Consider the following 13,584-nt stretch of genomic DNA (forward strand, 5'->3'; position numbering starts at 1 on the left):
CACGTCACTTCACGTCGCTCATGCTCTTGCCGACGTCGGCCAGGGTGAGGGGCTTGCCGTAGTCGCCCTTGAACTTGTAGGCGGGGGCGTCACAGCGGTAGGCGCCGTCGGTGGGCTCGAAGTCGGCCGGCTGCCAGCCCTTGGAGGTGGCCTTCTCGACGTTGAAGCACTTCGGCGGGGCGTCGGACCGGCTGAGGTCGACGGGGGCGAGCAGGCCGCCGCCGGTCCATGCGGACTCCTTGCGGGCCGCCTCGTAGACGCAGGTGCGGGTGAGGGCGTCACCGCAGCTCTTGGCCGACTTGGCGAACAGCAGCCAAGCCGCGAAGCCGCGTACGGCGGGCAGGGTGACCTGGGCGTCGGGCGCGTACTTCTTGAACAGGTCGACGACCTGCTGGGTGGCGGGGTTGTCGGCGGCCTTCTCCAGCGGGTACACCCCGCCCAGGTCGGCCAGGTTGTTCTGGACGTCCAGGGACGTGGAGGCGAGTTGGAGGAAGGCCGGGCCGTAGGAGTTGTTGTTGGCGTCGATCCAGTCGAGTTTGTACTTCATGCTCGTCAGGACCTGCTCCAGCTTCGCCAGCTGAACGAAGTCCCCGTTGAAGATCAGACCCTTGACGCCCTTGCTCTTGATGGCCTGCGCGTAGGGCGTCCAGTCGGAGACGCCCTGGACGGGGTAGAGGTCCTTGTAAATGATCTTCGCGCCGGCGGCCAGGAGGCCTTCGTGCGCCTCGGCGTTGATGACCTTGGTCACCGGGGAGTCGCCGCCGATCGTGCCGACGGCCTTGGCCGAGGACGGGTAGCCCTCCTTGAGGAGCCAGGTGTAGTACCCCGCGTACCGGTTGTAGGAGGCACCGCCGGTGGCGTTGAGCTGGAGGTCGGATCCGTTGTTCTGGATCTGGCTGACCTGGCCCGGGAAGTCGGGCAGCGTGCATTCCAGCCGGTCCTTGACGCCGAGGGCGTCCAGGGCGGCGCCGCCGCCGACCAGGGCGAAGTCCTCCTTGCAGGCCTCCAGCATGCGCTGGCGGACCTCCATCAGCTTGGAGTCGCGGGTGGTGGCGACGAGCTCGCGGCCGTTGATGCCGCCGGCCGCGTTGCACCAGGAGGTGAACACCTTCGCGGCGTCGATGAACTCGGACTTCTTGGTGAAGCCGATGTCGGAGAAGACGCCGACCTTGATCTCGTCGGCGGTGACGCCCTGCGCGGGCGCGCTCTTCGCCGTGCCGGATCCGCAGACGCCCTTCAGATCGCCGAAGTCGCCGGTGGCCGCCTGCTGCGCGGCCTTGGTGGGAGTGTCGTCGCCGCCGTCGGACTCACTGGCGTCGTCGTGGCCTCCGCATCCGGCGACGGCGAGCAGAGCGGCCGCCAGCACGGCGGCGGGGATTGCCTGGACTTTCACGAGGTTTCCTCCTCGATGCCGTCCCCGGCTACTTGGCCGGGACGCCGAACGTCTTGAGCTCGAGGAACTCCTCCAGCCCCGCCACACCCATCTCCCGTCCGATGCCGGACTGCTTGAAGCCGCCGAACGGGGCGTCGGGGCCGAAGAACATGCCCCCGTTGATGCTGAAACTGCCGCTGCGGATCCGCCGTGCCACCGCGATCGCCCGGTCGTCGCCGGCGCCGAGCACCGCTCCGGACAGGCCGTACACCGAGTCGTTGGCGATCCGGACGGCGTGGTCCTCGTCGTCGTAGGGGATGACGACCAGGACGGGTCCGAAGATCTCCTCCTGGGCGATCTCGGAGCCGGGGTCGACGTCGGCGAGCAGCGTCGGCTCATAGAAGAAGCCCTCGCGCTCGGCGGGCCGCCCGCCGGTGGCCAGGCGGGCCCCGGCGGCGACGGCGCGCTCGACCAGGCCGTGCACCTTGGTCCGCTGGCGTTCGCTGATCAGGGGTCCCATGTGGGTGGCCGGGTCCGACGGATCGCCGTAGGTCACCCGGGCGAGCATGGCGGCGACGAGCTGGACCGCCTCGTCGTGGCGGGCGCGCGGGACCAGGAGCCGTGAGGTGATCCCGCAGCCCTGGCCCGCGTGGGTGCAGACGGTGAAGGCGGCGAACATCGCGGCCTGGGTGAGGTCGGCGTCGTCGAGCACGAGCATGGCGGACTTGCCGCCGAGTTCCAGGAACACCTTCTTCAGCGTGGCGGACGCGGCGGCCATGACGGCCCGGCCGACCGGGGTCGACCCGGTGAAGGTGACCATGTCGACGCCGGGGTGGGTGGTGAGCAGCTCACCGGCCTCGGCGCCCGACGAGGTGAGGACGTTGACGACGCCGGCGGGGATGTCGGTCTCCTCGGCGATGATCCGGCCGAGGGCGAGGGTGGTCCACGGGGTGTCGGGGGCGCCCTTGAGGACGACCGTGCAGCCGGCGGCGAGGGCGGGGGCGAGCTTGGCGAGGGCGAGCTGGTTGGGGAAGTTGTACGGCAGGATCGCGGCGACCACTCCGGCCGCCTCCTTCTCCACCCAGCGGCGGTGCGGCCGGCCGCGCCTCTCCAGTAAGGCGAGCTCTTCGCGGAACTCGTAGCGTTCGAGGAGGTCGGCGTACCACTTGACCAGCTCGATCGGCTCGTCGAGCTGGGTGCCGTGGGTCAGTGAGCGGGGTGCGCCCACTTCCGCGATGGTCAGCTCGCGCAGCTCTTCGCGGTGCTTGAGCAGCGCCGCGTACAGCTGGCGCAGACAGCGCAGTCGCAGCTCGCGGTCACGCATCCAGTCGGTGGTGTCGAAGGCCCGGCGGGCCGCGGCGACGGCCGCCTCGACGTGTGCGGCCGCCGCGTCGGACGCCGTGCCCAGCACCTTTCCGGTGGACGGATCGACGGTGTCGAAGCTGCGTCCCGCGCGGACGAGTTCACCGTCGATCAACAGCCGGTCCTCATGGAAAAGACTCACGGCTCCCCATCTCTTCCGGGTGACGCGGGGTCCTGCTTGCCACGGCCCCGCCTGCGGTGGAAAGTAGCTTCTCGCTAGAGGAGAAGCAACCATCCGTGCACGAGAATTAGGCATTCATCGAAGAGCGGGAGGAATCATGCCCGGTCAACGCAGGGGCACGAAGATCGCCATGACGGACGAGGAGCGGGACGCCTTCCTGCGCACCCAGCCGGTGTGCCGGGTCGCGACGGCGGGGCCGGGCGGCCGCCCGCACACGAGCGCGCTCTGGTTCGTCTGGGACGGGACGGCATTGTGGCTCAACTCCCTGACAAAAAGCCGACGATGGGCTGACATCGGCAACAATCCCGACATCAGCGTGCTCGTCGACGACGGAGGCTTCGACTTCCTGCGACTGCGGGGCGTGGAGCTGCTGGGAAGCGCCCAGGTCGTGGGCGAGACACCCCGCAAGGGGGAGCCGGTGGACGAACTCGCCGAGCCTGAGCGGTTGTTCGCGGACAAGTACGCGGGCGGGCGGCCCTTCCAGTACGACGGACGGCACGCGTGGCTCAGGATCCGGCCCGAGAGCGTCGCCAGTTGGGACTTCGCCAAGCTGCGCACCTGACGGTTGACGCCTCACGACCCGCGTGGAAACCTTCAGCACGTATGGAGAGAATGCCATTCTCGCACAGCCTCAAGGGAGTTACGGATGCGCCTTCCCCCGCTGCCGGACGACGAGTGGGACGACCGCACACGCGAGGCGCTGTCCGCGCTGCTCCCCAGGAGGCTGCGCAACGAGTACGGCGCCGGCCCGGCGATGTCCAGGATGGCCCGCCATCCCGATCTGGCGGAGGCGTTCCTCTCCTTCAGCGTGTACATCCTGTTCCGTTCGACCCTGCCGGCCCGGGTACGCGAGCTGGCGACACTGCGGGTGGCTGCCCGCCGGGAGTGCGCCTACGAGTGGGCCCACCACGTGCAACTGGCGCGGGAGGCCGGTCTGACGGAGGCCGAGATCGAGGCGGCGGGCCGCGGCAAGGCGGACGGACCGCTGGACAGCCTGATCCTCGGCGCGGTCGACGAGCTGGAGGACCGCTCCACTCTCTCCGACCGCACCTGGGAGGCGCTCGGCGAGCACCTCGACGAGCGCCAGCGGATGGACCTGGTCTTCACGGTCGGGGCGTACGCGGTGATGGCGATGGCCTTCAACTCGTTCGGCGTGCTGCCCGACGCCCAAGGGAGCGGACATGACCACTGACGACCTCGTGGAGATCCAGCAGCTCCTCGCCCGCTACGCGGTGACCATCACCCGGGGCGACATCGAAGGACTGCTCACGGTCTTCACCCCCGACGGCACCTACAGCGCCTTCGGCGACACCTACCCCCTCGCGGAGTTCCCCGCACTGGTGGCGGCCGCCCCCAAGGGGCTGTTCCTCACCGGGACTCCGGTCATCGAGGAGACGGACGGCGACACGGCCAAGGGGACACAGCCGCTCTGCTTCGTCGACCACGCCTCCCACGACCTGCGGATCGGCTACTACGACGACACGTATGCGCGGACGGCGGACGGCTGGCGGCTGCGGACGCGCGCCATGACGTTCATCCGCCGAAGCGGCGCCCATGACTCGGGCCGCCCGCACGCCTTCGACCGCCCGGCCGGATGAGCGCCTACGCGACCGTGGCGGAGTTCCGCTCCGCCCTTCAGGACTGGCTCGCGGAACACGACCTCTCCCCCGGCCCCGACCACCACTCCCTGGACGCGCAGGTCGCCCAGCTCGGCCGGGTCCGCCGGGCCCTGTTCGACGCGGGTTGGATGCGCTACGGCTGGCCCGCCGAGGTGAGGGGGCTCGGCGGGCCGGCCGTGCTCCGGGCGGTGCTCGGCGAGGAGGTCGCCACCCGCGGTCTCGCCGAGCCCGGCATCTATTCCATGGTCGAGGTCCTCGTCCCGACGCTGCTGTCGTACGCGCCTCCCGAACTGGCCGCGGAAATGGTCCCGTTGCTGCTGAGCGGCCGCGAACAGTGGTGCCAGGGCTTCTCCGAGCCCGGCTCCGGCAGCGACCTGGCGTCCCTGACCACCCGGGCGGTCCCCCGGGACGACGGCACCTGGGTGGTGTACGGCCAGAAGGTCTGGACGAGCCTCGCCCAGTACGCGGCCCGCTGTGTCCTCCTCACCCGCACCGCACCCGGCCACTCGGGCATCACCGCCTTCTTCGTCGACATGGACACCCCGGGCATCACGGTCCGGCCGCTGCGCACGATGCACGGCGTCGACGAGTTCGCCGAGGTCTTCCTCGATGACGTCATCGTCCCCTCCGACCGGATGCTCGGCCGCCCCGGGGACGGCTGGAGCCTGGCGATGGACCTGCTCCCGCATGAACGCTCGACGTGCTTCTGGCACCGCGTGGCCCACCTCTACACCCGCCTGGACCGCCTGCTCGAAGAGGCCCCGGACCCTGACGAGGCCGCGCTCGGCGCCGCGTATCTGGCCCTCCACACGATCCGCTGCCGCTCCCACGCGACCCAGCGGAGGCTCGCCGAGGGGGCCCGGCTCGGTCCGGAGACCTCGGTGGACAAGGTGCTCCTGGCCACGGCCGAGCAGCGACTGTTCGACACCGCACGGGACTTGCTGCCCGGGGTACTGGAGCTGACCGGTTCGCCATGGAGCACCGAGTACCTCTACTCACGGGCGGCCACGATCTACGGCGGTACGGCCGAGATCCAACGGAACATCGTCGCCCGCCGGTTGCTCGGCCTCGGAAAGGAGTGACCGTGGACGCCGCGGAGCTGGAGCTGCTCACCGAAACCCTGCGCAAGACGATGACGACGACACCCTCGGGGCCCGCGCTGGACGCCGCGCTGGCGGAACTGGGCTGGCATGAACTCCTGGCGGAGTACCCGGAGTCGGCGATCGGTACGGTGTTCGGGCTGCTCGGCGAGACGGGTGCGCACGCCTCGCTGCTCAACGACGTGATGGGCGGCGGTACTCCGGCGTTGCCGTACGCCGGTGGAGCGTGGGTGGCGTGGTCGCCCACCGGTCCGGGGACGGCTCTCGACCCCGAGCTGCCCTTGCGGACCGTCCCGTCGGGGCGGTCCCTCCCCCTCGCCGCCGGACACCGCGCCCTCGGCTGGTGGCTGGTCGGCACGGGGCGGGCCATGTTGACCCTCGCCAGGGCTCATGCCCTGGACCGTGTCCAGTTCGGCCGCCCCCTCGCCTCCTTCCAGGCAGTACGCCATCGCCTCGCCGAAACCCTGGTCGCCCTGGAGGGAGCGGAGGCCACACTGCTCGCCGCCACCGACCCGTTCGGCTCCCTGCTGGCGAAGGCGGCGGCTGGCGAGGCGGCGCTGACAGCGGCCCGGCACTGCCAGCAGGTGCTCGGGGGAATCGGCTTCACGGCCGAGCACCCCCTGCACCGGCACGTCCGCCGGGCGCTCGTCCTGGACGGACTGCTGGGCAGCGCACGGGAGTTGACCCGGGAGGCAGGGGCACGACTGCGGGCGGAGGGGTCGGCGCCGAGGCTCGTGCACCTCTGAAGGTGCGATGATCGGGGGCATGAGCGAACGACCACTCTCCCAGCTGTGGGAGGAGCACATGCGCGCACCGTTCCCTGCCGGCTTCCGCGGCGTGGGCATCGACGGCATGGACCTGGTCATGCTCGACTCGAATGCCGCCGGGATCGTCCAACAGGAGCTCGGCGGCGGGCTCGATCACCAAGGTGTCGAGATCCTCTGGTGGTGCATCGCGCGCCTCGACAAGGTCCTGCCCCTGATCGACGACGACTACTGCGCCTCCTACTACACGCACCTGCGGACGATGGCCGGAGTCGTGGCAGAGCGATACACCCCCGGCGCGACCTAGCGCAGCTTCTCCTTCATCTCGTCCAGCTTCGCCAGAATCGGGTAGCCGCTGACGCTCAGCGCATTGCCGTGTCCGGTCTGATGCACGTCGAAGACGGACTGGACGGCGGCGTAGAACCCCTGAACGTCCAACGTCTGGTTCACGGCCCGCTTGGCCTGCCGGAGCCCGAACGCCGGCATCTTCGCGATCTGCTCGGCGAGTTCGCGGGTCGCCGCGTCCAACTCGTCCCGGGACACCACCCGGTTGACCATGCCGACCTTCTCCGCCTCCTCCGCGGTCAGCGGGCGCCCGGTGAACAGGATCTCCTTCGCCTTACGCGCCCCCAACTCCCAGGTATGACCGTGGTATTCGACGCCACCGATACCCATCGTCACCACCGGGTCGGAGAACAGCGCATCCTCGGCCGCGACGATCAGATCGCACGGCCAGCACAGCATCAGCCCACCCGCGATACAGCGGCCCTGCACGGCGGCGATCGACGGCTTGGGCAAGTTGCGCCAGCGCAGGGTGTACTCCAGGTAGCGGCGGGCCTCGGCCCGGTAGATCCACTCCAGGGTTATCTCGTCCGGGGCCGGCCAGCGGTCCTTGAGGTCGTGCCCGGCGGAGAAGTGCTTTCCCTCGGCACGGAGGAGCACGACCTTCACGTCCTCGTCCTCCGCGGCCCGCGTCCACGCCGCGTCGAGTTCGTCGAGGAGGGCCATGTTCTGGGCGTTGGCGACCTCGGGGCGGTTCAGGGTGAGGGTCGCGATGCGGTCCTTCACCTCGTACAGGATGTGCACGGCGACTCCTCAGCGTCGGGGCAGGCCGAGCACGCGCTCGGCGATGATGGTGCGCTGGATCTCGGACGTACCGCCGGCGATGGTGGCGCCGAAGCTGCGGGCGTAGCGGTGGAACCAGCTTGCGAAGTTGTCGTCGTAGGTCATGTGGTACGCCGGTGCCGTGGTCGCCGGGTGGATCAGCCCGTCGGGGCCGGCTGCCTCCAGGACCTTCTCCAGGGCGCGTTGCGAGGCCTCCGAGCCGAAGACCTTCAGTACGGACAGGGCCGGTACGTCCTGTTCGCCGCGGGCGGCGCGGGACAGGGCGGCCGAGCCCAGCAGGCGCAGGGCCTGGAGGTCTATGACGAGGGTGGCGTACCAGTCCTTCTCCAGCGCGCCCGAGGGGCGGAAGTCGCGCATGACGTCGCCGAGCCGTTCGGCCTCGCTCACCCACATCAGGGTGCGCTCGTGGCCGAGCGAGCCGTTGGCCACCCGCCAGCCCTCGTTCAACGGCCCTACGAGGTTCTCCATCGGTACCCGGACGTCCTCGAAGAAGACCTCGTTGAAGTCCTTGTCCTCCGGGTTGGTGTACGAGGCGAAGGGGCGGCGGGTCAGGCCGGGGCTGTCGGTGGGGATCAGCAGGACGCTGATGCCCTTGTGCTTGGGGGCGTCCGGGTCGGTGCGGACGAAGGTGAGCAGGACGTCGGCGTCATGGGCGCCGGAGGTCCACACCTTCTGGCCGTTGACCAGGAAGTGGTCGCCCTTCGGTTCGGCGCGGGTGCGCAGCGAGGCGAGGTCGGAGCCGGCGCCGGGTTCGCTCATGCCGAGGGCGGCGGTGAGCTCGGCGCGCAGGATGGGCACGGCCCAGCGCCGTTTCTGCTCCTCGGTGCCGAAGGTGAGCAGGGAGGCGGCGATGATGCCGACGCCCTGCGGGTTGAAGCTGTGGAAGATGCGGCGCCGGGACAGCTCCTCCATGTGCACGTACTGCTGGATGACCGTGGCGTTGCGGCCCCCGTGCTCCGGCGGGTTGCCCGGCAGCAGCCAGCCCTCGTCGAACTGGAGGCACTGCCAGCGCCGGGCCCAGTCGGGGAGGTGCCCCGTGGAACGGGACCGCTCGCCGGCCTCCGCCTCGGTGGGGAGGTGGGCCTCCAGGAACGCCGCGAACTCGGCGCGGAAGGCCTCGACGTCGGTGTCAAAGGTCAGTCGCATGGCACTCCTCGGCTATCAGCGCCCGGTGCTTGGCGGCGCCGCCCAGCAGCAGCTCGCCCGCCTTGGCCCGCTTGATCGCGAACTGGAGGTCGTTCTCCCAGGTGTGGCCCATCGCCCCGAACAGCTGCACGGCGTTGCGGAACACCAGGGCCTGGCACTCGCCCGCCGCGGCCTTGGCCATGGCAGAGGCCAGCCGCCGCCGGGGGTCGTCCTCGGCGATGGTCAGTGCCGCGAAGTAGCCGAGGGCGCGGGCCCGTTCGACGGCCACGTGCATGTCGGCCGCCTTGTGCTGGACGGCCTGGAAGGAGCCGATGGGGGCGCCGAACTGGTGCCGGGTGCGGGCGTGGTCGAGAACCAGGTCGAGGGCGCGCCGGCAGGCGCCGACCATGGTCAGGGCCATGCCGGTCACGGCGTGGTGGCGGGCGCGTTCGGGGTCGGCGGCGCTTCGGCTGCGGGCGGGCACGCGTACGTGGTCGAACAGGACGTCGGCGATGTGCAGGACGGGGTCGAAGACGGTGGACCGTACGGTGGTCACGGCGGTGGCGGGGACGACGAAGACGCCTGCCGCGGTCACCACGGCCAGCTGTTCGGCCCGGTCGCCGTCCAGGACGTGCCGTCCGACGCCCGCCAGCACCCAGTCGCCCCTCTCCGCGCGGGCGGTGACGCCGCCGTACACGGCGGTGCCCGGCCGTCCCGGTTCGGCGAGGTCCGGCGCGAGCGGGGCGAACTGGGTCATCGTCGCGAGGTAGGGGGTCGGGTCGGTGGCGCGGCCCAGTTCCTCCAGGACGATCGCCAGCTCGACGGCGTCCGCGGGGTCGGTCAGTTCGGTCCATCCGAGCTCGGCGTAGACCCGCCACAGCGGTTCCGGGTCGGCGCCCTCGTCGGCGATACGGCGGATCAGGGCCGGTGGGCACTCCTTCAGTACGGCCTTGTGCACGGTGTCCTGCCACAGCCGCTGCTCGGCGTCGAACTCCATCAGCATGGGGGCCTCCCCTGCCCGTGTCCCGGCACATCGCGATGTCGCGGCGAGAATAACATTCTCGCTCAGGGAAATTAAGAGTCTCGCCATACAGAGAGGAGGTGTCCAAGCTGGCCGCAGGGGTGTTGTCGCTACACTGCAGTAAAGTTCTCCCCATGGCACAGAAGGCGGACCAGCCCTTGAGCACCCCCACCGAAGAACCGGCCTGGAAGCAGCGCGCGGTCGAGCGTTCCACCCAGGCGGCGAAGCGCCGGGCCGAGCAGCGGGTGGAGCGGTTCCTCGACGCGGCCCAGTCGATCATGGCGGAGAAGGGCACCACCGACTTCACCGTGCAGGAGGTCGTCGACCGCTCCAAGCAGTCGCTGCGCAGCTTCTACCAGCACTTCGACGGCAAGCACGAGCTGCTGCTCGCCCTGTTCGAGGACGCCATGAGCAAGTCGGCGGAGCAACTGCGCACCGCCGCGGCGGAGCAGTCGAACCCGCTGGACCGCCTCAAGGTCGCCGTGCAGACCCTGTTCGAGAACTCCTGCCCGGACCCTGCCGCCAAGCGCCCGCTGTTCACGGACTTCGCCCTGCGCCTGCTGGTCTCGCACCCCAACGAGATGCGGGTCGCGAACGCTCCGCTCCTCGCCCTGCTCACCGAGCTGATGACGGACCTCGAGGAGGCCGGTCTGCTGCGCGAGGGCTTCAAACCGCGCCGGGTGGCGGCGCTCACCATGCAGACCGTCATGTTCAACGCGCAGTCCAGCGGCCAGGCGGGTGCCCACCCGATCACCGCCGACGAGATCTGGGACTTCTGCGCGAAGGGCTTCACGCTCAGCTGACGCTCGAGAAGCACATTCTCACAGAGGAAAATATCGCTTACTCTCGCAGGCATGCCCATTGCCACGAGTGAACTCTGGGACGACCTGCTCTCCTGCCTCGACCTTCGCCCGGCCCCGGACGGTACGGACTACGGGGCCCAGAACCAGCGACTCGGCTACCACCGGCTGTTCGGCGGGCAGTTGCTGGCCCAGTCCGTCCGGGCGGCACGGCTCAGCTGCCCGGACAAGGACGTCAAGTCGCTCCACGTCCTGTTCCCGAGGGCGGGACGGCCCGAGGATCCCGTCCGCTACGAGGTGGTACGCCATCACGAGGGCGGCACCTTCGCCACCCTGACGGTCGTGGCCCGGCAGAAGCACGACGTGGTCGCCACCGCCTCCGTCTCCCTGCACTCCGCCGAGGACGGGCCGAGCCACCAGATCTCGGAACCGGTACCGGCCGTCCTCGGACCCGAGCACCGGATCGACCTGCGCCTCCTCCCCTGGGAGACGCGCGCCGCGGCCGACCTGGACTCCGCCGAGATCGGCCCGCCGGAGTTCGCCCTCTGGATGCGCATGCCGACGGCCGATCCGGACCTGACACCGGCCCTCACGGCGTACGCCACCGATCTCACCCTCATCGGGACGGCCCTGCGCCCGCTCGACGACATCGGTCAACGCGACGCGCAGAAGGCGTTCACGTCGGCCGTCACCTCGCACACGGTGTGGTTCCACCGCCCCTTCCGCGCCGACGACTGGCTGCTGCTGCGCCAGCACAGTCCGGTCCTCGCCCACGGCCGCTGCTTCGGCCGGGGCGATGTGCTCACGCGGGACGGCTCGCTGGTCGCCTCCTACGCCCAGGAGGCCCTGTTGCGTCTGGCCCGGGAGGCGCTGTGAGTCCCTACCGGGTCGTCCAGTGGGCCACCGGAACCATCGGCGCCCGCTCGCTGCGGGCCGTCGTCGAGCACCCTGACCTGTCGCTGGCCGGGCTGTACGTCCACTCGGCCGGTAAAGCGGGCCTGGACGCGGGCGAGTTGTGCGGGCTCACGGCGACCGGGGTGACCGCCACGCGGGACGTCGGGCACATCGTGGGACTCGGGGCGGACTGCGTGCTGTACATGCCGCTCGTGTGCGACCTGGACGACGTGTGCCGGCTGCTGGAGTCGGGGGCGAACATCGTCACCACGCGCGGGGAGTTCCATCATCCGGGGAGCATGGATCCCGTCGTGCGCAAGCGGGTGGAGGCCGCCTGTGAGCGGGGCGGTACCTCGATCCACAGCACGGGCAGCAGCCCCGGGTTCATCACCGAGGCGGTGCCGCTCGTGCTGACGTCGATCGCGCGGCGGGTCGAAGGGGTGACGATCGACGAGTACGCCGATCTGTCGCAACGCCCTTCACCAGAGCTGCTGTTCGGGGTGATGGGGTTCGGTGTCGAGCCCGCCGAGTTCGCCGAGGAGCGGCTCTCCCGGGCGCGCACGAGCTTCGGTCCGTCGCTGCGGCTGGTCGCCGACGCGCTGTCGCTGCCGCTGGACTCCCTTGAGGAGAGCGGGGAGTTGGCGACCGCACGGGGACGGGTCCGTATTGCCGCAGGTGAGTTGGCGGCGGGGACGGTGGCCGCGCAGCGTCTGACCGTGTCCGGGATCCACGCGGGCCGTCCGCTGCTGCGGTTCCGCGCCACCTGGTACTGCACGACCGACCTCGAACCGGCCTGGGATCTGCACGCCACCGGCTGGCACGTCACGGTCGAGGGCGACGCGCCGCTCGACGTCGGCATCCGGCTGCCCGTACCGCTGGACCGGATGGCGGAGGTGTCGCCGTCGTACACGGCCAACCGGGCGGTGAACGCGGTGCCGTTCGTGTGCGCGGCGGAGCCCGGGATCCGTACGACGCTGGACCTGCCGCAGATCACAGCAACGCTCAGCTGACCTCAACGACCATCGCGGAACCCATCCCGCCGCCCGCGCACATCGACGCCACGCCGATCCCGCCGCCGCGCCGCCGCAGTTCATGGACGAGGGTGACCAGCATGCGGGCGCCGGTGGCGGCGACGGGGTGGCCCAGCGAGCAGCCGCTGCCGTTGACGTTGACCGTCTCCGGGTCGAGGTCGAGGAGGCGGACGGCGGCGACGGTCACCGAGGCGAAGGCCTCGTTGATCTCGAAGAGGTCGACGTCGGAGGTGGTGAGGCCCGCGCGGGCCAGCGCCTTGGGGATCGCCTTCACCGGGGAGAGGCCGGTCTCGGCGGGGTCGACGCCGACGGACGCCCAGGACCGTACGGTCGCCAGGGCGGGCAGCCCCTCACCGGCCGCGACCGCCTCGCTCGCGACCACCAGGGCGGCGGCCCCGTCATTGCCGCCGCAGGCGTTGCCGGCGGTGATGCTGAAGCCCTCGATCTCCGGATGCAGCGGCTTCAGCCCGGCGAGCTTCTCCAACGAGGTGTCCCTGCGCGGGTGTTCGTCGACCGAGAAGAGCCCGTGCGGGGTCTCGATGGGCACGATCTCGGCGTCGAACCGGCCCTCGTCGATGGCGCGTACGGCATTCCGGTGCGAGCGCAGCGCCCACGCGTCCATCTCCGCACGGGAGACGCCGGCCCGCTGGGCCACGTTCCATCCGATGCAGATCGACATGTCGGCGTTGGGCGCGTCCGGCCGGTCGGGGTGGGTGGGCGGCATCCACGGATCGGCCCACTCCCCGTCGACCCGAAAGCGCGACTTCGGCGCCGTGGAAGCCGAGTTGACCCCTCCGGCGACAACCAGCCCGTCCATCCCCGCCCGCACACTCCCGGCCGCGCCCGCCACGGCCTCCAGACCCGCCGCGCAGTGCCGGTTGCAGGCCGCGCCGGGGACCGAGGTGAACCCCGCGGTCAGCGCGGCATGGCGGGCGACGACCCCGCCGCCGTAGAGGCCCTCGCCGAGGATCACGTCGTCGACGCGGTCCGGGTCGAGCCCCTTCGCCGCGGCTCCGACGATGTGATGGGCCAGGTCGAACGCGGTGGTGTCGCGCAGGGTGCCCTTGACCGCGGTGCCGACGGGGGTGCGCAGGGCGGACACGATGACTGCCTCGGGCATGGACGGCCTCCAACTCGGTCACACCAACGGATGAGAATGCTACTCTCGCAAAACTAGAACATGACTCGCA

15 protein-coding genes are annotated in these 13,584 nt (G+C 70.5%); 9 read left to right on the plus strand and 6 right to left on the minus strand.

The window, feature by feature from the left end; all coding sequences use genetic code 11:
* Nucleotides 1-4: 4 nt before the first annotated feature.
* Together ACFY0U_RS23140 and ACFY0U_RS23145 are read right to left on the minus strand one after the other, a co-directional pair.
* Nucleotides 5-1,393, minus strand: coding sequence for an ABC transporter substrate-binding protein (locus ACFY0U_RS23140; RefSeq protein WP_388638678.1), 1,389 nt, complete (start codon nucleotides 1,391-1,393; stop codon nucleotides 5-7).
* Nucleotides 1,394-1,421: 28 nt separating this feature from the next.
* Nucleotides 1,422-2,876, minus strand: coding sequence for an aldehyde dehydrogenase family protein (locus tag ACFY0U_RS23145; RefSeq protein WP_388638680.1), 1,455 nt, complete (start codon nucleotides 2,874-2,876; stop codon nucleotides 1,422-1,424).
* Nucleotides 2,877-3,012: 136 nt separating this feature from the next.
* On the opposite strand from ACFY0U_RS23145, the gene ACFY0U_RS23150 reads away from it, so the two are divergent.
* From ACFY0U_RS23150 to ACFY0U_RS23175, 6 genes are all read left to right on the plus strand, one after another.
* Nucleotides 3,013-3,477 carry a pyridoxamine 5'-phosphate oxidase family protein gene (locus tag ACFY0U_RS23150; protein ID WP_388638682.1) on the plus strand — a complete coding sequence of 155 codons (465 nt, stop codon included), beginning with the start codon at nucleotides 3,013-3,015 and terminating at the stop codon, nucleotides 3,475-3,477.
* Between the two features lie 84 nt (nucleotides 3,478-3,561).
* Entirely contained in the window at nucleotides 3,562-4,107 is a 546-nt protein-coding gene (locus ACFY0U_RS23155; protein ID WP_388638684.1) for a carboxymuconolactone decarboxylase family protein, read from the plus strand.
* Complete coding sequence (locus ACFY0U_RS23160) at nucleotides 4,097-4,513, plus strand: nuclear transport factor 2 family protein (RefSeq protein ID WP_388638685.1); 417 nt, start codon at nucleotides 4,097-4,099, stop codon at nucleotides 4,511-4,513. Before ACFY0U_RS23155 ends, ACFY0U_RS23160 begins: the two co-directional genes overlap by 11 nt.
* Nucleotides 4,510-5,616 carry an acyl-CoA dehydrogenase family protein gene (locus tag ACFY0U_RS23165; RefSeq protein ID WP_388638687.1) on the plus strand — a complete coding sequence of 369 codons (1,107 nt, stop codon included), beginning with the start codon at nucleotides 4,510-4,512 and terminating at the stop codon, nucleotides 5,614-5,616. The genes ACFY0U_RS23160 and ACFY0U_RS23165 overlap by 4 nt, the downstream gene beginning before the upstream one ends.
* A 2-nt stretch (nucleotides 5,617-5,618) precedes the next feature.
* Nucleotides 5,619-6,380, plus strand: a complete 762-nt coding sequence (locus ACFY0U_RS23170) for an acyl-CoA dehydrogenase family protein (RefSeq protein WP_388638689.1) — start codon at nucleotides 5,619-5,621, stop codon at nucleotides 6,378-6,380.
* A gap of 19 nt (nucleotides 6,381-6,399) precedes the next feature.
* Entirely contained in the window at nucleotides 6,400-6,705 is a 306-nt protein-coding gene (locus tag ACFY0U_RS23175; protein WP_388638691.1) for a hypothetical protein, read from the plus strand.
* Here ACFY0U_RS23175 and ACFY0U_RS23180 read toward each other — a convergent pair.
* From ACFY0U_RS23180 to ACFY0U_RS23190, 3 genes are read right to left on the minus strand one after another with little or no spacing between them, the layout of a single operon-like run.
* On the minus strand, nucleotides 6,702-7,484 hold the full coding sequence (locus tag ACFY0U_RS23180; RefSeq protein WP_388638693.1) for an enoyl-CoA hydratase: 783 nt from the start codon (nucleotides 7,482-7,484) through the stop codon (nucleotides 6,702-6,704). The genes ACFY0U_RS23175 and ACFY0U_RS23180 overlap by 4 nt on opposite strands.
* A 9-nt stretch (nucleotides 7,485-7,493) precedes the next feature.
* Nucleotides 7,494-8,669, minus strand: coding sequence for an acyl-CoA dehydrogenase family protein (locus tag ACFY0U_RS23185; RefSeq protein WP_388638694.1), 1,176 nt, complete (start codon nucleotides 8,667-8,669; stop codon nucleotides 7,494-7,496).
* Nucleotides 8,653-9,651 carry an acyl-CoA dehydrogenase family protein gene (locus ACFY0U_RS23190; protein WP_388638696.1) on the minus strand — a complete coding sequence of 333 codons (999 nt, stop codon included), beginning with the start codon at nucleotides 9,649-9,651 and terminating at the stop codon, nucleotides 8,653-8,655. The genes ACFY0U_RS23185 and ACFY0U_RS23190 overlap by 17 nt, the downstream gene beginning before the upstream one ends.
* A 152-nt stretch (nucleotides 9,652-9,803) precedes the next feature.
* Here ACFY0U_RS23190 and ACFY0U_RS23195 point away from each other — a divergent pair, with 152 nt between their 5' ends.
* Genes ACFY0U_RS23195 through ACFY0U_RS23205 form a run of 3 tightly spaced genes read left to right on the plus strand, consistent with a single transcriptional unit; the run spans nucleotide 9,804 to nucleotide 12,373 of the window.
* Complete coding sequence (locus tag ACFY0U_RS23195; RefSeq protein WP_388638698.1) at nucleotides 9,804-10,472, plus strand: TetR/AcrR family transcriptional regulator; 669 nt, start codon at nucleotides 9,804-9,806, stop codon at nucleotides 10,470-10,472.
* Nucleotides 10,473-10,523: 51 nt separating this feature from the next.
* A complete protein-coding gene (locus tag ACFY0U_RS23200; RefSeq protein WP_388638700.1) occupies nucleotides 10,524-11,345 on the plus strand; it encodes an acyl-CoA thioesterase in 822 nt (273 codons plus the stop codon).
* Nucleotides 11,342-12,373, plus strand: a complete 1,032-nt coding sequence (locus tag ACFY0U_RS23205) for a dihydrodipicolinate reductase (RefSeq protein WP_388638702.1) — start codon at nucleotides 11,342-11,344, stop codon at nucleotides 12,371-12,373. The genes ACFY0U_RS23200 and ACFY0U_RS23205 overlap by 4 nt, the downstream gene beginning before the upstream one ends.
* Here ACFY0U_RS23205 and ACFY0U_RS23210 read toward each other — a convergent pair.
* Nucleotides 12,366-13,514: a thiolase family protein gene (locus ACFY0U_RS23210; RefSeq protein ID WP_388638704.1), complete on the minus strand. Its 1,149-nt coding sequence runs from the start codon at nucleotides 13,512-13,514 to the stop codon at nucleotides 12,366-12,368. The two genes, ACFY0U_RS23205 and ACFY0U_RS23210, sit on opposite strands and share 8 nt — an antisense overlap.
* Between the last annotated feature and the right edge of the window lie 70 nt (nucleotides 13,515-13,584).

This window comes from Streptomyces sp. NPDC001536, assembly GCF_042894505.1.
In the GTDB taxonomy this organism is placed as follows: domain Bacteria; phylum Actinomycetota; class Actinomycetes; order Streptomycetales; family Streptomycetaceae; genus Streptomyces.